The following is a 19,413-nucleotide window of genomic DNA, read 5'->3' as shown; positions in this document are numbered from 1 at the left end:
ACGTGCGGCTTTTCAGATCATATTAGATTAATATCTCTGATTTTCTTCTGAGCAGTCTCGCACCGTTCACGATCATCAGAATTCCTGTGACAAGTCCCGTCACCAGAACGACAATACCGAGTGCAAGGCTTCCCGCCCCGCTGCTCGCCATAGTTTTATAAATTTTTTCATTCATAAGGCTGCGTCCTCCCAGTAAAAGCGGACCTTCGGAATCCGCCGCTCTTTTATGACCTTTTATAACAATATTATTCTGCGCCGTACTGGTCATAATATGCATCAATGGCAGCTTTCAGCTTATCATCGATCACAACACGGCCTTTGTATTCTTTGTTGTAGAGATGCTCAACAACCTCCGCCATAGTTACAATAGCTGTAGTCTGAAGGCCGTAGGTTTCCTCGATCTCTTTGAGCGCACTCTTTGTTCCCTGGCCACGTTCCATACGGTCAACAGAAACCACAAGACCTATCGGATTTACATCTCCCTGCGCTTTGATGATCGGAAGTGTTTCTTTAATGGATGTTCCTGCAGTCGTAACATCCTCAATGATCACTACCTTATCCCCATCCTGGATCGGGCTACCAAGAAGAATTCCTTTATCTCCGTGGTCTTTCACTTCCTTACGGTTGGAACAGTAACGGATATCCTTTCCGTACATTTCACTGATTTCCATAGTTGCTGCTACAGAAAGCGGAATTCCTTTGTATGCCGGTCCAAACAGCACATCAAAATCCAGTCCGAATTTGCTTTCTATCGCTTTTGCATAATACTGTCCCAGCTTGCGAAGCTGCGCACCGGTACGGTAAAATCCTGTATTTACAAAAAATGGTGTCTTTCTTCCTGATTTCGTAGTAAAATCTCCAAATTTCAGGACATTACAGTCAATCATAAATTCAATAAATTCCTGCTTATACTGTTCCATTTATCTAATCCTCCATGTTTTTCATATATACGACAAACCCAGGATCCACACTCTGTTACAATCCCAGTGTAAAATCCCTTTATTTATCCTGTTAATTCTAACATATGAACAACAGAATTGCAAATACGGCAATCCTCCGTTATTTCACTACTCCGATCAGCTCATTGATGTCTTCCACTTTCTGTTTTTCAAGAAATGCCTGAATACCATCTGCGATCTCCACAGTGGCATAAGGGTTAAAAAAGTTTGCAGTTCCCACAGACACTGCAGTAGCACCTGCCATAATAAATTCCAGGGCATCCTCAGCAGTTGCAATTCCCCCCATACCGATGATAGGAAGGGATACTGCATTTGCCACCTGATATACCATACGGACAGCTACCGGTTTTACTGCAGGACCGGACATTCCACCAGTTTTATTTGCCAGTGCAAATGTACGTCTGTTGATATCGATCTTCATTCCTGTCAGGGTATTGATAAGAGAAAGAACATCTGCGCCGCCAGCTTCTGCTGCTTTCGCCATCTCGGTAATATCGGTTACATTTGGGCTCAGCTTCATGATCACCGGCTGTTTTGCATATTTCTTTACTTCTTTTGTGATCTCTTCAAGAGCTTTCGGATTCTGACCGAAGGCAATTCCGCCTTCCTTGACATTCGGGCAGGAAACATTAATCTCCAGCATATCCACAGGCTCATTTCCAAGGCGTTCTACAACCTCACAGTAATCCTTTGCAGATTTTCCACAGACATTGACGATGATCTTTGTATCATATTTTTTAAGGAACGGAATATCTCTTTCACAGAAAACATCAATCCCCGGATTCTGAAGACCAATGGCATTGAGCATTCCGGATGCTGTCTCTGTCACTCTCGGTGTAGGATTTCCCGGCCACGGTACATTTGCCACACCTTTTGTCACAACTGCGCCAAGTCTGTTCAGATCCACAAATTCACTGTATTCCGCTCCGGAACCAAATGTTCCGGACGCTGTCATCACCGGATTCTTAAGTTCTACGCCGGCAAGATTTACATTCATTCTGCTCATAGCTCTACCTCCGTGCTCAGGAATACAGGTCCGTCTTTACATACTCTCTTGTTATGGACATGAGAATGAGAATCCACATCTTTGGATTTGCACACACAGGCAAGACACGCGCCTACGCCACAGGCCATACGCTCTTCCATGGAGATCCAGCACGGAATTCCTTTTTCAAGGGCATATGCCTTGATGGCACGGAGCATCGGGGCAGGTCCGCAGGCAAAGATCGCATCTGCCTCAAGATCGTTCTCACGGATGGCATCCATAACATTTCCCTTTGTTCCTGCAGAGCCGTCTTCTGTTGCCACATAGACATCTCCATAAGCTTCAAATTCCTTATTTAAAAACAGCTCATCTCTGTATCCGAGAACCATGATCTTTTCTGCGTCCAGCTGTTTAGCAGTTTCCAGCATTGGCGGGATTCCGATTCCTCCACCCATGAGAAACACTTTTTTGCCTTTTACTGCATCCAGCGGAAAACCATTTCCCAGAGGTCCCATAGTCTCAATGGGGACCCCTGCATGAAGTCTGGAAAATTCCTCCGTACCGGTTCCTTTTCCTGTAACGCGATATACCAGTCTCAGTTTTCCTTCTGCTTTATCGATCTCACAGAGACTGATGGGTCTTGGCAGAAGCTTACCGCCATTGCGGCTGTAAAGTGATACAAACTGTCCCGGCACTGCATTTTTTCCAATCTCACCTGCATCCAGCCACATACTGTAAATATCTGTACCAATACATTCCTGGCTGAGTATCTTACAGGGCTTTTTGTTTTTTACTTTCTGATATACTCATAAAATGCCTCCTGTATTATCTGTTCTCCAGCGCACCGCTGATATCCGCGATCATATCTTTTACTGCCGCTCTGGAAGCATCTGCGTAATTTTCAGCGCCAAACTCTTTATATTTCTCCTGCTTATATGCAGCGATGATTCCTCTGGAAGAGTTTACGATAGCACCAAGTCCGTCCTCATTAAAGAAATGGACAAGATCTGCGCCTTTTCCACCCTGAGCACCATATCCGGGAACAAGGATAAATGTCTTCGGCATGATCTTTCTTAATACCTTTCCCATTTCCGGATAGGTCGCACCTACAACAGCACCAACATAACTATATCCATCACCCATAAGCTCATCGCCCCACTGTGCAACCTTCTCACCTACCAGCTCATAGAGCGGGCGACCGTCGATGACACGATCCTGGAACTCACCACTTGATGGATTGGAAGTTTTGACCAGAACAAAGATACCCTTTTTCTCTTCCTTGCATACATCCATAAAGGGTTTCACACCATCAGAACCAAGGTATGGATTGACTGTTGCAAAATCCTCATCAAAACCTGCATATTTTTTTGAGCCTACCTGAGCCTGTCCCAAGTGACCAACTGCATATGCTGCAGATGTGGAACCGATATCACCTCTTTTGATATCACCGATCACAACCAGATCTTTGGATTTACAATACTCAACCGTTTTCTTGTATGCGATCAGTCCCGGGATACCAAACTGCTCATACATGGCGATCTGTGGTTTCACTGCCGGGATCAGATCAAAGGTCGCATCCACGATTCCTTTGTTATACTGCCAGATTGCTTCTGCAGCGCCCTCCAGAGTCTCCCCAAACTCTGCAAAAGCCTTTTTCTGGATATGCTCCGGAATATAATTCAGCATAGGATCCAGTCCTACAACGATTGGTGCATTTGTTTTGCGGATATTGCTGATCAGTTTGTTAATCATGATTCTTTCTCCTCCTGGTTATTAAATACAATTTTTCCGTCACAGATGGTATAAAGCACTTTTCCCTTTACTTTCCAGCCATCAAACGGTGTGTTATGTCCTTTAGAAACAAATTTATTTTTATCGATAGCATACTCCTGCTCCGTATCCACGATGATCACATCTGCCGGATGGCCTTTCTGGAGAGTTCCTCTGTCAAGCCCGAGGATTTTCGCCGGATTCAGGCACATCTTCTCAACCATCTGTTTCAGTGTGATCACATCTTTTTCCACCAGCTCTGTATAGGTGAGCGGAAGGCTTGTTTCCAGACCTACGATCCCAAATGGTGCATTCTTCATAGAACCTGTTTTTTCCTGTGCACTGTGCGGTGCATGGTCCGTGCTGATCACCTCGATGGTACCGTCCTTCAGGCCCTGTTTCAGTGCTTCCACATCCTTCGGTGTACGGAGCGGCGGATTCATCTTGTAATTCGGGTCATCTGTTTTAATATCATCGGATGAAAGGATAAAATGGTGCGGGCATACTTCAGCTGTGATATTGTCGTATCCTTTCTCTTTTACGATCTTCATCATCTGGGCATCCCCATAAGTGGAACAGTGGCAGAGATGAAGATGGACTCCTGTCTCCAGCGCCAGAATGATATCTCTGGCTGTAATGGTATCTTCCACTGCATTGCAGATTCCGGGAAGCCCCAGTCTTTTGGCGTTCTCATCCTCATTCATGCATCCATCTCCACGCAGATCGATATCTTCACAATGGTCAAAAAACGGCACGCCACATTCTGCTGCGATCCTCATTGCTTCTTTACAAAGTGCTGTATTCATCACAGATTTTCCATCCTCGGATACTGCCGGGATCCCTGCTTTCACCATTCCGGCAATATCTGCAAGTTCAGTACCTTTCTCTCCCATAGTGGCTGCACCTGCCTGAAGTACATGAATACCGGAAACCTGCGCCGCCTTGTTATGTACATAGTTTACCCGGTCCGGATTATCAATAGTGGGAGTTGTATTTGGCATAGCAACTACAGTTGTCACACCACCACGTGCTGCCGCAGCAGCACCACTCTTGATATCTTCCTTATGTGTCTGGCCCGGATCACGAAAATGGACATGAAGGTCGATAATTCCCGGCATGACCAGCTTTCCTTTCGCATCGATCACACGGTCGCCGTCTTTCTTTTTCAGCTTCTGGCCTATTTCCGCAATGATTCCGTCTTCCAGATAAATATCGCCTGTTTTATCCGTATCTGTAGCCGCATCCACGATCCGGCCTCCTCGAATCAGAATCCCCATTTCTGTTCTCCTCTCATCCTGTATTTTCAAAGCAGATCCTTCAATCCGCTTGTATTCTCCTATATCATACACGAAATCTCTCTATTTATAAAGATTTTTTTACAAAGCAATTTCGCCTCTTTTTACACCCCGGAATTGTTGGAATTTTCTCCTTGACATTTCAAAACACGGGTTATATAATCAGAGCATGGCAAAATATTTAATGTAAAATCACTAGTTTTTAGAGATTATATTTACATGAATATAGTCTGTAAAATCTGGTGATTTTTTATTATCATCAGAAGGCTATTTTAATTTTTTATTTTTATGGAGGTAACACAAAATGAACAAGGGAACTGTAAAATGGTTCAACGCAGAAAAAGGTTATGGTTTTATCACAGGTGAGGACGGACAGGATGTATTCGTACACTTCTCCGCTATCAACGGTGAAGGCTTCAAATCTCTTGAAGAAGGACAGGCTGTATCCTACGACTTAACAGAGGGCGCTCGCGGAATGCAGGCTGCTAACGTTACAAAGTTATAATTCTATAACCATAAAAAACGTATAAGTCAAAACGGGGCTGCTTTATGGCAGACCCGTTTTTTATTGCATTGTATTTATCCTGTATATAAAAATCCCCGGGATGCTTCAACACATCCCGGGAACCCATCATTTCATATGTGTTTTCTATTCCGCACTGTCTGAAGATAATCCGGAAATATAATCTGTCAATGCAGAAGTATCCATCACAGTATCCACCTTCACACTGGCTTCCTTCGCCTGGATCTTGGCATATGCGGAATATCCGATCCAGCCTACAAGCAGAACCGCGATGAGGATCCATGCCGCCATCTCAAGTACAAATTCTGCGCGTTCCTTCTTCAGGGCACTGTTTCGCGAGTATTTGTTGTTTTTATATTTGTCAACTTTCTTCTGGCTCATTGTCTTTCTCCTTTGCCGCTTCAGTACTTCGTTCATTATAGCACACTTGTTTTCAAAAGAAAAGCGGCAACTCCCTGAAGAAATGTGATAATTTTCTGAACTGGAGATTTTCTCTGATCAGACTGCTACGATAACGCCACCATCGTTGGCATACATACTGCTGACACCGGCAGTATCCATAACTACGATCTTTGCTGGGTGCAGTTTCTCACGGATAGCCTCCTCCAGCATCTTCGCTCTTTCCGGACAGTTGCAATGAGTGATGGCAACTGTCTTTTCCGGGATGTTGATCCCCTTCTCTCCAATGTGATCCACCATTTTTACGATTGCTTTATTCATGCCTCTGGCCTGATCCAGCTGACAGATCGTTCCTTCCGGAGTAGCTCCCATAACCGGCTTGATCTTCAGTGCACTGGCCACCAGAGCTTTCACTCTGCCCAAACGTCCGTTCTTGCGCAGAGTTTCCAGATTCTCCAACACAAAAAATGTGTTCATCTCTTCAATATATTTCTCTACTTCACTTACTACTTCTTCAAAAGAAAGTCCCTTTTCTTCACACTCCACGATCTTCATGGCAATCAGACTCTGACCACCGGATGCAGATTTGGAATTAAATACATGAACCTTTTTCTCCGGCTGCTCTTCCAGGAACAGGTTTTTTCCAAGAATCGCACTGTTATAGGAACCACTCAATTCTGCCGATAGCGTCACCGCATAAATGTGTTCCGCATCACACTCATATGCCTTCATATAGCGTTCCGGAGAAGGGCATGCAGACTTGGGGCATTCCGGGCAGGCCGCAACCTTCTTTAAAAAATCTTTCTGATCGAAATTCTCATCATCTATAATATTCTCACCGCCCACTGTCAGCGTCAGTGGTATGGATTCAATCCTGCCGTCATTTTTCCATTCATCTAAAAGCTCCCCACAGCTATCTATCGCAATCTTATAGCTCAATTATATCGTCCTCTTTTCCATTATATGTAGTATTCAATACCACATCTATCGTATCACATAAACAGATATTTGAAAAGAGTTTTTAAAAAGTCTGTCCTTTTTCTTTATCTGAGATATAATGTCTACACGCGATCACATAAAAGAAAGGAAGTGCGGCATGCTTGCATTAAAGATCACAGATATCCGGGATTTCACAAACAAACTTTTTATAGGAGAAGTATTTGACAAATTCTGTCTGTCCGAAGCGACTGTGACTACTTTTAATACTTTTACCATTGATGGCAGGCTTCAGAAAGATTTTTTGATACAGACAGCATGAACAGACTCACAGAGCACGGCCGGACACATTCTCTCTGGAAGGACATCAGACCTTTCTGCTGGTCTGTGATCCGCGGTAAGCGTACGCCCTTAAGCTTCAGGATCGTGCTGCATTTAAGTCGGAGTGGAGTTGAAGCTGCAATGAGAAATACAGATTTCGGAATTTCCTCCGAACAGATAGACGGACTATTCTTAAATCTTCAATTTAAAAATAACAGCCTTCTTTGTACTACCGGAACCTCTCTTAAAACATTCTCTATGGATAAACGCCCAGAGCAGCTCTGGGATGATATGATCCTGAGCTTTCTGTCCAGGAATCAGATTCTTTTTGAAAGGCTATAGTCAATTCTCTTCTTCTATTTCCCTCAGGTAATACGCAAGCATATCAATAAATTCACTGTTGGTAGGCTTGTATTCCAGAGGATATCCTGCAATCTCATCCAGCAGTTTTTATTTCCTTCCCAACACACATTTACCATTGTTCTGATATCATGCTCAATATTGGTAGGTGTTGATCTGTACTTCCGCGCCAGGCATGGATAAATGTCCTTTGTGATCCGCAATGGTTTATACTGATACCCCATGGAAATCTTTACCGCTTCCGCAACGAAAAAATATCCTTTGTATTTCGAATTTGCACCAAGTCTTCTGATCAATCCATACACCTTTTTCATACATTTGTTCCTCCATTTCATTTTTTCTCTTTTTAAAAGCACTCCCTTATGTATAATACGACAGTTATCTATATTTTTCGCTTTCTTCTGAAAATTTATTTTATACATATTAGATACTAATTTAAATTTTTAGTCATATTTTACAGGTTATTTTTATTTAATAGCTATTATTTTATTTAAAATTCCTATAATTGTGTTAAAGATACACATATTGTTATAAAAAAAGCAAAGGCTTCGCCCCATTACGGGCAAAGCCTTTCGATCATTTTATATGTCGTTTTATTTTGTAAGGACCATAAGGATATCGTTGCTTCTCTTTACAAATTTTGTCATTTCTTCAGGAGAAAGCTGTTTATGGCTCATCATTGCAAGATCATAAAGCTGTTCACAGATCACCGGAACATACTCTGATCCCTGATTTTCTGCTATAAATCTTACAAGAGGATGATTTGCGTTCAGTACAAGTACTTCCTGACCACCGAACATATTCGGATCCATTCCGTACATATTGTACATTTTCATCATATCCTGCATACGGCGACTCTCCTCAGGAAGAGTGATCATCGCTGCAGTTCCCTCATTTTTCAGCTTCTCTACTTTTACTTCAAGTTTATCCTTGCCAAGATTCTTACGGAACACCTCAGTAAGTGTCTTGACTGTTGCTTCATCCGCTTTTCCGTCTTCACGAAGCTCTTCTGTCAGATCTGCATCAATTCTCTTGAACTGGATCGTCTGATCCTGCTGTTCAAGATGGGAAATAAACTGTGAATCGATCACATGCTTCAGCAGTACAGCATCTTTACCCGCTTCACGGAACATATTAATGTACTGGCTCTGCTGTACCTCATCGGTCACATAATAGATCACCGTTTTTCCGGTTCCTCATTCTGGGATCCTTCAGAAGCTTTCTCCTCTGTCTTCTCCTCTTCAGCTGCTTTTGTTTCTTCTTTTTTATTTTCCTCAATGCAGTCTTTCAGGGTAAGATATTTGCCATCCAGATTCTTAAAGAGGATATAATCGTTCATCTTCTCACCAAATTTCGCATCCTTGATGCAACCAAATTTGATAAACGGGCTGATATCATCCCAGTACTTCTCATAAGACTCTCTGTCTGTCTTGCACATTCCGGTGAGCTTATCTGCTACTTTCTTGGTGATGTATTCAGAAATCTTTTTCACAAAACCATCATTCTGCAGTGCAGAACGGGAAACATTCAATGGAAGATCCGGGCAGTCGATCACACCTTTCAGAAGAAGAAGGAATTCCGGGATCACCTCTTTGATGTTATCTGCAATAAATACCTGATTATTATAAAGCTTGATGGTTCCCTCAATGGAATCATACTCTGTCCTGATCTTCGGGAAATACAGGATACCCTTCAGGTTGAACGGATAGTCCATGTTCAGATGGATCCAGAACAGCGGTTCCTTGTAATCCATAAATACCTTACGGTAAAATTCTTTATACTCTTCATCCGTGCACTCATTTGGGTGTTTCATCCAGAGCGGCTGTGTATCGCTTAAGGATACCGGCCGTTTATTGATCTTTACTTTATCTTTGGCAGGAGAAACTTCCACAACTTCTTTCTCGCCTTTATCATTCTCCTTTTCCTCTGTCTTGGCATCCTCATGGATATGCTCAACTACCACATCATCTTCACGGAGATCTGCCTCATCGATCGTTTCATACTCCTGTTCAGCATTTGCTTTGGAAAGATAGATATTTACCGGCATGAAAGAACAGTATTTCTCGATAACCTCTCTCATACGATATTCATTGGCAAACTCCAGGCTTTCCTCATTGAGGAAAAGAGTGATCTCTGTTCCCGGTTCTGTTTTGTTTCCGTCTGCCATCTCATACTCCGTACCACCGTCACAGGTCCAATGTACCGGTGTGGAACCCTCCTTGTAAGAGAGAGTATCAATATGAACTTCATCTGCAACCATAAATGCAGAATAAAATCCAAGTCCGAAATGACCGATCATCTGATCATCCGTTGTTTTATCCTTATATTTCTCAAGAAACTCTGTGGCACCGGAAAAAGCGATCTGTGTGATATATTCCTCTACTTCATCTGCTGTCATACCAATACCGTTATCGATAAACTTCAAAGTTTTCTGATCCGGATCAACGATAACATTTACAGCCGGTTTGTAACCTTCCGGGAATGTATAATCTCCCATAACTTCCAGCTTTCTCAGTTTGGTGATCGCATCGCATCCGTTGGAGATCATCTCTCTTACAAAAATATCATGGTCGGAATATAACCATTTCTTGATAATCGGAAAAATATTTTCACTGTTGATTGATAAACTGCCATGTTTTGCTGACATATATGTCACTCTCCTTTTGTTTTATTTTTATTTCTGATGTTCCGACAGAGCCGGAAACCTGTTGTTTTTTCAATAAATATATACTAATACGACTTTTTACAAAAGTCAAGAAAAATTTAGCACTCATCATTATAGAGTGCTAGTAACAGCATGTAAAACGGATCTCTATGTGCAAAAAAATCCCTCCGTACATTTTTTGTACGGAGGGTGCTGTAAAACTATCTTCTACATTCTGTTCTTATTTTTCTTTCTACGATATACAAGGATTCCTCCAATACATACCACAGCCACGATCAAAATGATCACAAATGTCATGATCGGTGTACTGTCTCCCGTCTGCACTGCAGATTTCTGATTTGTCTGTGTCACTGCCGGACTCGGAGTCGCAGTAAGAACTGCTGCCTGTGATACCGTAAAAGTAACCGTACTTTCTGACTGTGTACCGGTATCCTTCCAGCTGGAGCCGTCGTATTTCTGCTGTCCAAAGGTAACTTTCAGAGTATATTTTCCCGGCTTGCTGACACGGAATGTTGCAGTATAAGGCTCTCCATCCCAGGTACGGGTCTCTGTGATCTTCCAGCTCTTCGGCTGATATCTGGTATCTCCCTTACGCGGGTTTGTATTATCCATTCCTGCACCAGCTGCTGTAAAGGTGATCTTTGTATTGGTATCATACTTGCCATTGGAATCAATGCCTGTGATCTTATTGTCCGATGCAGCGGCTTCCGTGCCCTGATATCCATTTACTGTAATACTTACTGCGATCACTGTACTGATCTTGTTGGGATTCTTAACCCCCTCCGGAAGAATGACGGTACCTTTTACATTAAATATCTGACGTTCTGCAGAAGACGGATCATAAGAAGATCCCTTAACATCCCATTTAACAGATGCCTTCTGCTCTCCCTTTGTTGTAGTGATCTTTACTGTTCCCGGAAGCTTCAGGGCTTTCTGGGTTTTCTGGGTTCCATTGGGTAGATCTTTGATATCGGATGGCTTTTTGATGCCTGTAAGGTTATTCGCCTTCTTACCGTTATCTGTTTTTTCTTTGTAACACTGAAATGGACATTTACATAAGCTTCCACATTTGCATCATTGGCGATCACAATGTCTTCCAGATATTCCCCCTGTGAAAGTCCGCTGACCGGCTGTACGCTAAAGGTTGCATTATCTCCTGCTTCCAGCTCTGTGGCGGAAAGTGTACCAATTGTATATGCATTTGATGAAGGCTGTTTCAGAACGATCTTTGTATTTCCGGTGTTGGTAACTGTAACTTTCTTCGCATCAGGAAGTTCCTTATAGCCTTCCTCTTTGGTTCCAAACTCCAGACTATCTGTTACCGAAAGACCGGGATTGGGTTCCGGTTCCGGTTCCGGCTCCGAAACTGTAAATTCCAGCCGGACTTCAGCCAGTGTGTTTCCGGTATTCTGATCTGTCACAGAAATCGTATCGCTGTGATCTCCGACCTGAAGACCGGTCTTGGGCTGTACGGTAAAGGTTGCCGCCTTATCTCCGGGATTGAGCACTTCCGCAGAAGGCTCTCCCACCTCATAATCCTCCGGAGCAGAAAGCTGGATCCGGATAGCCTCTGTACCTGTATTCTCTACGGTTACAGGCTGTGCATCCGGCGCAGTCTCATAGCCCTGTTCCAGTGTTCCAAACTTCAGAGGACCTTCCGGTTTCACTGTTGCAGTAACTGTTTTGGTGTTTCTGTCTTTACCATAACCGAAGCCGTCACTGTAGCAGATGCTTCCGTGCTTTCATCAGAAGCAAATACAAGCTCTTCCACGTATGGATCATCTTTTGCAGAGAGTCCAAGCTTAGGCTGTACGGTAAAGGTCTGCTCTCCTCCCTGCGCCAACTGGATATTTCCGCTACTCTCCACTTCACTGACCGGCGCAATATCAAAAAACTCCGACTCAGGCTGTACTAACGTCACAGCTTCTGTACCTTCGTTTTTGATCGTGACTGTACTTGTTGTTTCTACCTTTTCATAACCGGCAGTCAGATCATCAAAAGGCAGTTCTGTCGGATCCGCAGTTAGCTTGTATATTTTTTCCGCTGCAGGGTCCGATGTTTCCCCGGGATCTGTCTGCTCATTATTTTCATTATCTTCGGCTTTTTTATTTTCCGGTTCTTTTACTGTAAAGTCCGCTTCAAAGAAGACATCGGCACCTTCTTCTGTCTGATACGTGATCAGATCTTTGTATTCCCCAGCCTTCAGACCTTCTCGTGGTTTTACCCACACAGTAACACTTTCACCACTCTTTAATGGCGCATCATTAATATCCGCAGCCATGAAATTCTCCGGGGCGATCTCTTTAAAATTAAGATCGCCGGTTCCGTTATTTTTGATAGTAACCATCTGTGCTTCCGGAATTTCCGTATATCCTTCTTCCACGGAACCAAAATCCAGAATTCCACTTCCATCTTCCGTGTATGCAGATGCCGAATATGTCGGTTCCTCATTTTTTTCAGAAGCGTCTGCTGCTGTATCTGCGGAATCCGGTGTCTCTGTCTGACTATCTCCAGATGTATCTGCCTCATCGGTATTCTGAGGCCCTGACTGTTCTCCGTTTACTTCTATAACAGAGTTTTCAGCAGGCTCCTGGGTATCTGCAGGTTCCTGTGCATCTGTATTTTCCTGTACATCTGTATTCTCCTGCACATCCGCTGACTCCGTTTCTTCTGCCGGCTCTATGGTTTCCTCAGGCTGAGCACTATCAGGCTCCTCTGACATTCCAGCTTCTGTATCCGGCGTGTTCTCTGAAGACTCCGAAGCTGCCGAAGCTTCACTTTCCTCCGCATCCGGATCTTCTCCTGCTGCTTTGGCTTCTTCCTTTTTCTTTTCTGCCAGTGCTTTGGCTTCCTCCTCTGTTTCGGAAACCTCCTGGGTCGTCACCGTAAGCTCACCACTAACTCCCGTCTCTTCTTTTCCGGTAATCTTCAGAACGATCGGAAGACCCAGATCTTTTTCATCGATTTTATAAGTCTTGTCAGTTCCTACCTCTGTAAGAAGGTCTCCGTCCTTTAATGACCAGGAAAAACTCACATTATCATCTGTGATCCCCTCCGGCTTGACCTTTGAGTAATCTGCACTTAAAGTAGACCCGATCGCAAGTGTTCCTTTGACCTTCAACTTTCCATCAAGAGTTCCAGATGGAACTGCAGTGGCAAATACCATCGATGGAAGCAGCGTTACCATCATAAGCACAGCCATGACGACTGCCAGCACTCTGCTTTTTTTCATATCCCATCCTCCTTTACATCATTTTATTTTCCCCACATTTACCCTTTCTACGCAGGGCTTTCTTTTGCTGATGCAAGTTTATCATATTTAATTTTCAGAGGTGTAATCCCTGCTTTCCGTCAGCCTTCTACGATCATATATTTTCCGTCCGGGAGTTTAAATACTTCGCTTTCTTCTTCCAGCTCCTTCAGGGAAATCCCCTCCACATCTGCGCCCATTCCATCCAGATATTTTTTAACATCCTTCAGGGAATCCAGCACAACTGCCATGCAATCCTCTAGAAATTCCTCTGCCTCCTCAAAATCCTCTGCTACCGGCTCATCAAAAAGCTGACCCTGTTTTTCCAGAAATGTCTGGACATATTCTTTCTTGTACATATTAAAGTACCTCCTTTATATCTCCGCCCGCCGCGATCAGTCTGCGAAGTACTGGTTCCACCTTCTCTGTCTCGTAGAAAGCCGCCGCCTTTACCCCTGGCTTCGCATGCTTCATGGCAAAGCTGTATTTTACAGATTTCATCATTTCAATATCATTGTATTCATCCCCGAACGCCATGCATTCATCCGGTCCGATTCCCAAAAGTTCCTGGTATTTACGGATCCCTTTTGCTTTGTTCGTGGTAAATGGAACAAAATCCACCCACGCAAATCCGGATGTCACAACAGTACATCTGTCTTTGAACCGTTCTCTCCAGTACTGGATGGATTCCTCCGTCATTCCTTCTCTCTCATAAACTGCAACCTTCATACAAGGCTCTGTGATCTCATCAAAACTCTTTATGATCTTACACTGATTTTTTACTTCTTCGATCATCAGATGGCGATAATGTTCTGTCTTGGGCATGATATAATAAAAATCCTTTGTAGAACAGGAAAATTCCGCTCCGGGCTTTTCCCATATTACCTGAATGATCTCTCTGACCAGTTCTTTGTCAAAGCTGTCGCAGTACAGAAGCTTCTCATTCTGGACAGCGAGCCCGCCATTTTCACTGATAAATGCCATCTCGTCCTTTACCGGCGCAAAAAGATTCCTCATATTGGCATACTGTCTGCCACTGGCTGCCACAAAGAGGATTCCCATTTTTTTCAGTTCCTTTACCAGCGGAAAGATCTCTTCCGGCAGCGTCTGTCTTCCACCGATAAGCAGCGTTCCATCCAGATCGCTGGCAACCATCTTAATCATGCTGCTTCTCCTCATAAATAGTAAACAGATCACCAGGTACAGCTGCTACAATATCTGCACCGTTATTTTCAAGCTCTTCTCTGTCACGGAATCCCCATAGTGCACCAACGGTATACATTCCAGCAGCACTTCCTGTCTGCATATCTGTCTTTGTATCTCCGATATACATACATTCTTCCGGCTTTACGCCGAAATCTTCTGCAATCTTCAGCGGACCATCCGGTGCCGGCTTTCTGCGGATCCCTTCCTGCTGTCCCATCACCTCATCAAACAGATCGCCATAGATCGCCTTTACCACTTTCTGTGCCGCAACATGAGGCTTATTGGAGCATACAGCCATCTTAAGGCCTGCATGTTTCAGCTTCTGAAGGGTTTCCGGCATATCTTTATATGGCACAACTTTATACAGCGGATCTTCATCAAATTTCCTGCGATAAAGTTCCCTGACTTCTTCGTAGTGTACCAGCTCCGGATCTCCTGCATCGATCAGGCATCTTCTGATCAGCATATCTGCACCTTCACCGCTGTAATAACGAAAATTATCTGCCGGCTGTGGTTTCAGGGAAAACTTTTCCATGATCTCATTCGCCACATATGCCATAGATTCCAGTGTATCCGCAATTGTTCCATCCAGATCAAATATACAAGCTTTTATCATTTTGTCTTTCATCCTCTCAGGTTCATTCCCAGTTTTTTTGTCTCATAAATCAGTCTTGCCACAGGCAGTCCCACCACGTTGTTATAATCACCACGGATTCCCTTCACATAGGCTCCCCAGGCGCCCTGGATCCCATAGCTTCCGGCTTTGTCCATTGGGTCTTTGCTGTTTACATATTCCTTTATTTCTTCCTCTGTCACCGGATAAAAGCTCACATCTGTGCACTCATGGAAGGTATGAGCTTTCCATCTCCCTTTTTCTCTTATCAGCAAAGTTACACCGGTATATACCTGATGTGTATTCCCCTGCAGCATAGCGACCATCTCTATTGCAGCTGTCTCATCTGCCGGTTTACCTAAAATCTTACCCTCATAAGATACAACGGTATCTGCACCGATCACAACCACATCTCTCAGATCTCGGTTCTCCTCTTCCTCCAGCGCGTATGCCGTAAACATAGCTTTCTGACGAGAAAGTTCCTCCACCACTTTCGCAGGCTCTGCACTGGTGATCCGTTCTTCCCCGCTGGCAGGCTTCACTTCAAAGGCGACTCCTACCTGGCTTAAAAGTTCCCGCCTCCTGGGAGATGCGGAAGCAAGCACGATTTTCTTCATGTGTAATTCCTCTCTTTCCTGTGTTATCAGTATAACCGTTTCTGTAAATGGGCGCAACCGAAATCGTTGCAGGAGCATTTTGTACTTATCCATTTATTCCTGATGACGATAAAACAAAACAAGCAGTACACCCTGATACCTGTTCACGGTGTACTGCTGTCATATGTTTCGTATTCTTTTTGACAGTTTTTATGCTTTCGGTAATTTGAAAGAGCTCTTCAGAGATACAATGCGGTTAAATACCGGTGCTCCCTCCCTGGAGTCATGGATATCTGCGCAGAAGAAACCGTTACGTACAAACTGATAGCTGTCATAACCTTTTGCTTTCAGAAGCTCCGGCTCTACATAAGCACTTGTTACTGTAAGAGAATTCGGATTTACATTAAGAGAACCATCTTCTTTATTGTAAACACCTTTTTCTTCATCTACGATATTCTCGTAAAGTCTTACCTCAACTTTACCTGCATTGGATGCTTCCACCCAGTGGATCGTTCCTTTTACCTTACGTCCGTCCGGTGCATTTCCGCCCTTGGTCTCCGGGTCATAGGTACAGTGGACTACACGGATCGTTCCGTCGTCATCTGCCTCATAACCTGTGCAGGTTACAAAATATGCATTCATAAGACGAACTTCATTTCCAATATAAAGACGTTTGTATTTCTTAGGAGGCTCTGCCATAAAATCATCACGTTCAATATAAAGTTCTCCACTGAACGGGATCTTTCTGGTTCCAAGCTCCTCATTCTCCATATTATTCGGAGCTTCAAGATACTCAACCTGTCCTTCCGGATAGTTATCGATCACGAGCTTGATCGGATCAAGAATCGCCATCATACGCGGACGTTTCAGCTTCAGGTCCTCACGGATGCAGTACTCGAGCATTGCATAATCTACAGAACTGTTCGCCTTTGAAACACCACAGAGTTCTACAAATTTACGGATAGACTCCGGTGTAAATCCACGGCGGCGAAGTGCGGCGATGGATACTAGTCTCGGATCATCCCATCCATCTACGATGCCGTCCTCAACAAGCTTCTTGATATAACGTTTACCTGTAACAACGTTGGTCAGGTACAGCTTTGCAAACTCGATCTGCTTCGGTGGGTGCGGATATTCCAGTTCCTTTACCACCCAGTCATAAAGCGGTCTGTGGTCCTCAAACTCCAGAGTACAGATAGAATGTGTCACACCCTCAATGGCATCCTCGATCGGATGAGCGAAGTCGTACATCGGATAGATGCACCATTTATCTCCTGTATTGTGATGTGTCATGCGGGCTACACGGTAAATGACCGGGTCACGCATGTTCATATTCGGTGATGCCATATCGATTTTGGCACGGAGAACCTTCTCGCCATCTCCGTATTTGCCCTCACGCATCTCTTCAAAAAGCTGAAGATTCTCTTCTACAGTACGGTTTCTGTACGGGCTCTCTTTACCTGGCTCTGTAAGAGTTCCTCGGTACTCACGGATCTGGTCTGCAGTCAGGTCGCAGACAAAGGCCTTGCCTTTCTTAATAAGTTTCACTGCTGCCTCATACATCTGATCAAAATAATCAGATGCAAAGAAAAGTCTGTCTTCCCAGTCTGCACCAAGCCATTTCACGTCAGCCTTGATGGACTCTACAAATTCGGATTTCTCCTTTGTAGGGTTGGTATCATCAAAACGGAGGTTGAATTTTCCGTTGTATTTCTGAGCCAGTCCATAATTTAAAAGAATGGATTTCGCATGTCCGATATGAAGATAGCCGTTAGGTTCCGGTGGGAAACGTGTATGCACGGTGTCATAAACGCCTTCTTCAAGATCTTTGTCTATAATATTTTCAATAAAGTTTTTGGAAACTGTTTCGTTCTCCATTGCTTTCCCTCCTAAATATCATCCTGATGTTTTATCTTATCATAAATCCGGAGTTTTTGAAACCCGCAAAACCTGTATCTAAACAAAAAATTGTCTGTTTTTAGACACAAAAAAAGCTGCTGACGGGAATCGAACCCGTGTGTAACATGCTATTTTCCTTTATTTATGCGCTTTTGCGGGTTTCACTTATGATTACCTTTGATTACCTTTTTGTAAAAAATTCATACACTTATTATTTTGAAATCTGGTATGTTGCTAAGAATTTCTTTTTTCGATCTATGGAACGCCTATTTTTATGGTAATATCCCTCTGTACATTTAATATCTGTATGTCCCATCAGATCAATAACCATTCTTTCATCCACGTTGTTGTCAAGAAGAATACTGGCAAAAGTTCTTCTCGCCTTATGTGGTGACTTCGGCTTAATATGTATTTGCTTACATGTTCGTTCCATTCTCCGCCGTATTACATTTGTCGTCATTCGTTTACCTTTTTCATTTACAAAAACATACTCCTGTGTTGGATTACATCTTTTAAGTTTTTGAACAACCCATATATAATCTTCCGGAACAATCACTGTTCTAACACCAGCCTGTGATTTTGGAAATTCTTTTACCCGATAATCATATTTACCTTTTTCGATAAACACTCTTGTTTCTGTACGTCTAATTTTAATAGTATTGTTATCAAAATCTGAAAATTTTAAAGTAACCAACTCACCAACTCTGATCCCCGTGAGAAACATCAACAAGATTCCTAGATTAACCACGTCTAGTCTATCCTCTAAGCATTCTATATACCGTGGCAATTCATCTTCATTGAATACCGCTTCATCATCTTCCTTTATTGTTCTCTTAAAGATAGAATCTGAGGTATCTAAATCTTGAAGCATCTCTTCCGGACTCCAATCAATAAGTTTTCTTTTTTCGCCCGTTTCAGAAATCCTCTTGTTATTGTTTTCAAATTAGAAAAGGCTTTTGCTGTAAGATTATGTTCTGCTATTTGAATCTCAAGAAAATCACTAAATTCATCCGGTGCAACATATCTTATTCTTCTTTTTCCCAGTTTTTCATAATGCCGCTCATATATCTGACAATTCCTCTGATGCGTTGGAGCAGCAATTTTCCCCAGCTGTAATCGCCTGTCGTTCCACTCTTCAAACACTTCCTGAATTGTTGGATTTTCTGCTTCTTTTCTGTAATATTTAGCAACTTCTTTCTTGATATCTTCTTCAGATGTTCTCTTTATCAGTTTCCGGCCATTAGCCTTCGTTTTGTCTGGAAGATATGTTCTCCACTTTCCGTCCTTTCCTTGCCAGATTTTGTACGGGTGCTGCTGTAAGTATTTATCTCTTTCAGCCATTTCTTTCATCTCTTGCACATATGACAAGTCAATAATATCATTATTCTGGATGTATTTCAACATTCCCATCGCCATCTCAGGTGTCATATTTTCAACCATATTACCCATTTTTTCTCCTTGTATTCCAATTATTCACTGTTTTGTTCCACCAAAAAAAGAGCATCCCAGCTCTTGCATGACATATTCTTACAGCCGGTCCAGCTAGAGTTTTCTTCTCACTGTTGCCGCTACTTCCGCCGCTGCTACCATCCTGTCACGTTCCGGGGATGCTCTTCACATCTGTTTTGTTCTTCCT

20 protein-coding genes and 2 pseudogenes are annotated in these 19,413 nt (G+C 43.2%); 2 read left to right on the top strand and 20 right to left on the bottom strand.

The genetic code is table 11. The features are described from left to right. Positions 1–22: 22 nt before the first annotated feature. The 6 genes from CK1_RS08740 to CK1_RS08715 all read right to left on the bottom strand — a co-directional run bounded on the left by CK1_RS08740 (position 23) and on the right by CK1_RS08715 (position 4,991). Positions 23–175 (bottom strand): hypothetical protein, encoded by a 153-nt coding sequence (locus CK1_RS08740; RefSeq protein WP_022426215.1) that lies wholly within the window; start codon positions 173–175, stop codon positions 23–25. 70 nt (positions 176–245) lie between these two features. Further along, positions 246–920, bottom strand: a complete 675-nt coding sequence (pyrE, locus tag CK1_RS08735) for an orotate phosphoribosyltransferase (protein WP_015525899.1) — start codon at positions 918–920, stop codon at positions 246–248. A 139-nt stretch (positions 921–1,059) separates the two neighbouring features. Beyond that, on the bottom strand, positions 1,060–1,965 hold the full coding sequence (locus CK1_RS08730; protein WP_015525898.1) for a dihydroorotate dehydrogenase: 906 nt from the start codon (positions 1,963–1,965) through the stop codon (positions 1,060–1,062). Further along, positions 1,962–2,696, bottom strand: a complete 735-nt coding sequence (locus CK1_RS08725) for a dihydroorotate dehydrogenase electron transfer subunit (RefSeq protein WP_502685129.1) — start codon at positions 2,694–2,696, stop codon at positions 1,962–1,964. Before CK1_RS08725 ends, CK1_RS08730 begins: the two co-directional genes overlap by 4 nt. Before the next feature lie 73 nt (positions 2,697–2,769). Then, positions 2,770–3,696, bottom strand: coding sequence for an orotidine-5'-phosphate decarboxylase (gene pyrF / locus CK1_RS08720; protein ID WP_015525896.1), 927 nt, complete (start codon positions 3,694–3,696; stop codon positions 2,770–2,772). After that, on the bottom strand, positions 3,693–4,991 hold the full coding sequence (locus CK1_RS08715) for a dihydroorotase (protein WP_015525895.1): 1,299 nt from the start codon (positions 4,989–4,991) through the stop codon (positions 3,693–3,695). The genes pyrF and CK1_RS08715 overlap by 4 nt, the downstream gene beginning before the upstream one ends. A 322-nt stretch (positions 4,992–5,313) precedes the next feature. On the opposite strand from CK1_RS08715, the gene CK1_RS08710 reads away from it, so the two are divergent. Beyond that, entirely contained in the window at positions 5,314–5,514 is a 201-nt protein-coding gene (locus tag CK1_RS08710) for a cold-shock protein (RefSeq protein WP_015525894.1), read from the top strand. A gap of 144 nt (positions 5,515–5,658) precedes the next feature. On the opposite strand, the gene CK1_RS08705 is transcribed toward CK1_RS08710, so the two are convergent. Both CK1_RS08705 and CK1_RS08700 read right to left on the bottom strand, forming a co-directional pair. Next, the gene (locus tag CK1_RS08705; RefSeq protein ID WP_015525893.1) at positions 5,659–5,913 is read right to left on the bottom strand and encodes a hypothetical protein; all 255 of its coding nucleotides are present in this window, start codon (positions 5,911–5,913) and stop codon (positions 5,659–5,661) included. 117 nt (positions 5,914–6,030) lie between these two features. Then, a complete protein-coding gene (locus CK1_RS08700) occupies positions 6,031–6,870 on the bottom strand; it encodes a DegV family protein (protein WP_021650968.1) in 840 nt (279 codons plus the stop codon). Positions 6,871–6,988: 118 nt separating this feature from the next. On the opposite strand from CK1_RS08700, the pseudogene CK1_RS18220 reads away from it, so the two are divergent. Further along, positions 6,989–7,530: pseudogene (locus tag CK1_RS18220) on the top strand (DUF5721 family protein). 23 nt (positions 7,531–7,553) lie between these two features. Here the strand turns inward: CK1_RS18220 and CK1_RS08685 are convergent. The 12 genes and pseudogenes from CK1_RS08685 to CK1_RS08630 all read right to left on the bottom strand — a co-directional run bounded on the left by CK1_RS08685 (position 7,554) and on the right by CK1_RS08630 (position 19,226). Continuing rightward, positions 7,554–7,862: a sporulation initiation factor Spo0A C-terminal domain-containing protein gene (locus tag CK1_RS08685; protein WP_015525890.1), complete on the bottom strand. Its 309-nt coding sequence runs from the start codon at positions 7,860–7,862 to the stop codon at positions 7,554–7,556. A gap of 279 nt (positions 7,863–8,141) precedes the next feature. Further along, a pseudogene (gene htpG, locus CK1_RS08680) lies at positions 8,142–10,195 on the bottom strand (molecular chaperone HtpG). Between the two features lie 225 nt (positions 10,196–10,420). Next, positions 10,421–10,963, bottom strand: coding sequence for an LPXTG cell wall anchor domain-containing protein (locus CK1_RS08675; RefSeq protein WP_353611153.1), 543 nt, complete (start codon positions 10,961–10,963; stop codon positions 10,421–10,423). Positions 10,964–11,136: 173 nt separating this feature from the next. Continuing rightward, positions 11,137–11,880, bottom strand: a complete 744-nt coding sequence (locus tag CK1_RS08670; RefSeq protein WP_306288847.1) for a COG1470 family protein — start codon at positions 11,878–11,880, stop codon at positions 11,137–11,139. After that, positions 11,877–13,445, bottom strand: a complete 1,569-nt coding sequence (locus tag CK1_RS08665) for an ICP22 family protein (RefSeq protein ID WP_015525888.1) — start codon at positions 13,443–13,445, stop codon at positions 11,877–11,879. Before CK1_RS08665 ends, CK1_RS08670 begins: the two co-directional genes overlap by 4 nt. Positions 13,446–13,564: 119 nt before the next feature. After that, positions 13,565–13,822: a hypothetical protein gene (locus CK1_RS08660; protein WP_015525887.1), complete on the bottom strand. Its 258-nt coding sequence runs from the start codon at positions 13,820–13,822 to the stop codon at positions 13,565–13,567. 1 nt (position 13,823) lies between these two features. Then, positions 13,824–14,627, bottom strand: a complete 804-nt coding sequence (locus CK1_RS08655; protein ID WP_015525886.1) for a Cof-type HAD-IIB family hydrolase — start codon at positions 14,625–14,627, stop codon at positions 13,824–13,826. Then, positions 14,620–15,285, bottom strand: coding sequence for an HAD family hydrolase (locus tag CK1_RS08650; RefSeq protein ID WP_147603664.1), 666 nt, complete (start codon positions 15,283–15,285; stop codon positions 14,620–14,622). Before CK1_RS08650 ends, CK1_RS08655 begins: the two co-directional genes overlap by 8 nt. An 8-nt stretch (positions 15,286–15,293) precedes the next feature. Further along, the gene (locus tag CK1_RS08645) at positions 15,294–15,899 is read right to left on the bottom strand and encodes a Maf family protein (protein ID WP_015525884.1); all 606 of its coding nucleotides are present in this window, start codon (positions 15,897–15,899) and stop codon (positions 15,294–15,296) included. 189 nt (positions 15,900–16,088) lie between these two features. Further along, positions 16,089–17,756, bottom strand: coding sequence for a glutamine--tRNA ligase/YqeY domain fusion protein (locus CK1_RS08640; protein ID WP_015525883.1), 1,668 nt, complete (start codon positions 17,754–17,756; stop codon positions 16,089–16,091). A gap of 232 nt (positions 17,757–17,988) precedes the next feature. After that, complete coding sequence (locus CK1_RS08635; protein WP_015525882.1) at positions 17,989–18,648, bottom strand: tyrosine-type recombinase/integrase; 660 nt, start codon at positions 18,646–18,648, stop codon at positions 17,989–17,991. After that, positions 18,633–19,226, bottom strand: coding sequence for a hypothetical protein (locus CK1_RS08630; protein ID WP_015525881.1), 594 nt, complete (start codon positions 19,224–19,226; stop codon positions 18,633–18,635). The genes CK1_RS08635 and CK1_RS08630 overlap by 16 nt, the downstream gene beginning before the upstream one ends. Positions 19,227–19,413 lie beyond the last annotated feature (187 nt).

This window comes from Ruminococcus sp. SR1/5 (genome assembly GCF_000209835.1).
GTDB classification, from domain to species: domain Bacteria; phylum Bacillota; class Clostridia; order Lachnospirales; family Lachnospiraceae; genus Blautia_A; species Blautia_A fusiformis.
The sequence above is the reverse complement of the archived record's forward strand: the minus strand, read 5'-3'. Positions and strand labels throughout refer to the sequence as shown.

Bases quoted from the DNA above. Each gene is read 5' to 3' on its own strand.
- CK1_RS08685 (WP_015525890.1), bottom strand. From the start codon at position 7,862: ATGAAAAAGGTGTATGGATTGATCAGAAGACTTGGTGCAAATTCGAAA.
- pyrF (WP_015525896.1), bottom strand. From the start codon at position 3,696: ATGATTAACAAACTGATCAGCAATATCCGCAAAACAAATGCACCAATC.
- CK1_RS08650 (WP_147603664.1), bottom strand. From the start codon at position 15,285: ATGATAAAAGCTTGTATATTTGATCTGGATGGAACAATTGCGGATACA.
- CK1_RS08630 (WP_015525881.1), bottom strand. From the start codon at position 19,226: ATGGGTAATATGGTTGAAAATATGACACCTGAGATGGCGATGGGAATG.
- CK1_RS08660 (WP_015525887.1), bottom strand. From the start codon at position 13,822: ATGTACAAGAAAGAATATGTCCAGACATTTCTGGAAAAACAGGGTCAG.
- pyrE (WP_015525899.1), bottom strand. From the start codon at position 920: ATGGAACAGTATAAGCAGGAATTTATTGAATTTATGATTGACTGTAAT.
- CK1_RS08645 (WP_015525884.1), bottom strand. From the start codon at position 15,899: ATGAAGAAAATCGTGCTTGCTTCCGCATCTCCCAGGAGGCGGGAACTT.
- CK1_RS08705 (WP_015525893.1), bottom strand. From the start codon at position 5,913: ATGAGCCAGAAGAAAGTTGACAAATATAAAAACAACAAATACTCGCGA.
- CK1_RS08740 (WP_022426215.1), bottom strand. From the start codon at position 175: ATGAATGAAAAAATTTATAAAACTATGGCGAGCAGCGGGGCGGGAAGC.
- CK1_RS08665 (WP_015525888.1), bottom strand. From the start codon at position 13,445: ATGAAAAAAAGCAGAGTGCTGGCAGTCGTCATGGCTGTGCTTATGATG.
- CK1_RS08640 (WP_015525883.1), bottom strand. From the start codon at position 17,756: ATGGAGAACGAAACAGTTTCCAAAAACTTTATTGAAAATATTATAGAC.
- CK1_RS08655 (WP_015525886.1), bottom strand. From the start codon at position 14,627: ATGATTAAGATGGTTGCCAGCGATCTGGATGGAACGCTGCTTATCGGT.
- CK1_RS08715 (WP_015525895.1), bottom strand. From the start codon at position 4,991: ATGGGGATTCTGATTCGAGGAGGCCGGATCGTGGATGCGGCTACAGAT.
- CK1_RS08710 (WP_015525894.1), top strand. From the start codon at position 5,314: ATGAACAAGGGAACTGTAAAATGGTTCAACGCAGAAAAAGGTTATGGT.
- CK1_RS08635 (WP_015525882.1), bottom strand. From the start codon at position 18,648: ATGCTTCAAGATTTAGATACCTCAGATTCTATCTTTAAGAGAACAATA.
- CK1_RS08730 (WP_015525898.1), bottom strand. From the start codon at position 1,965: ATGAGCAGAATGAATGTAAATCTTGCCGGCGTAGAACTTAAGAATCCG.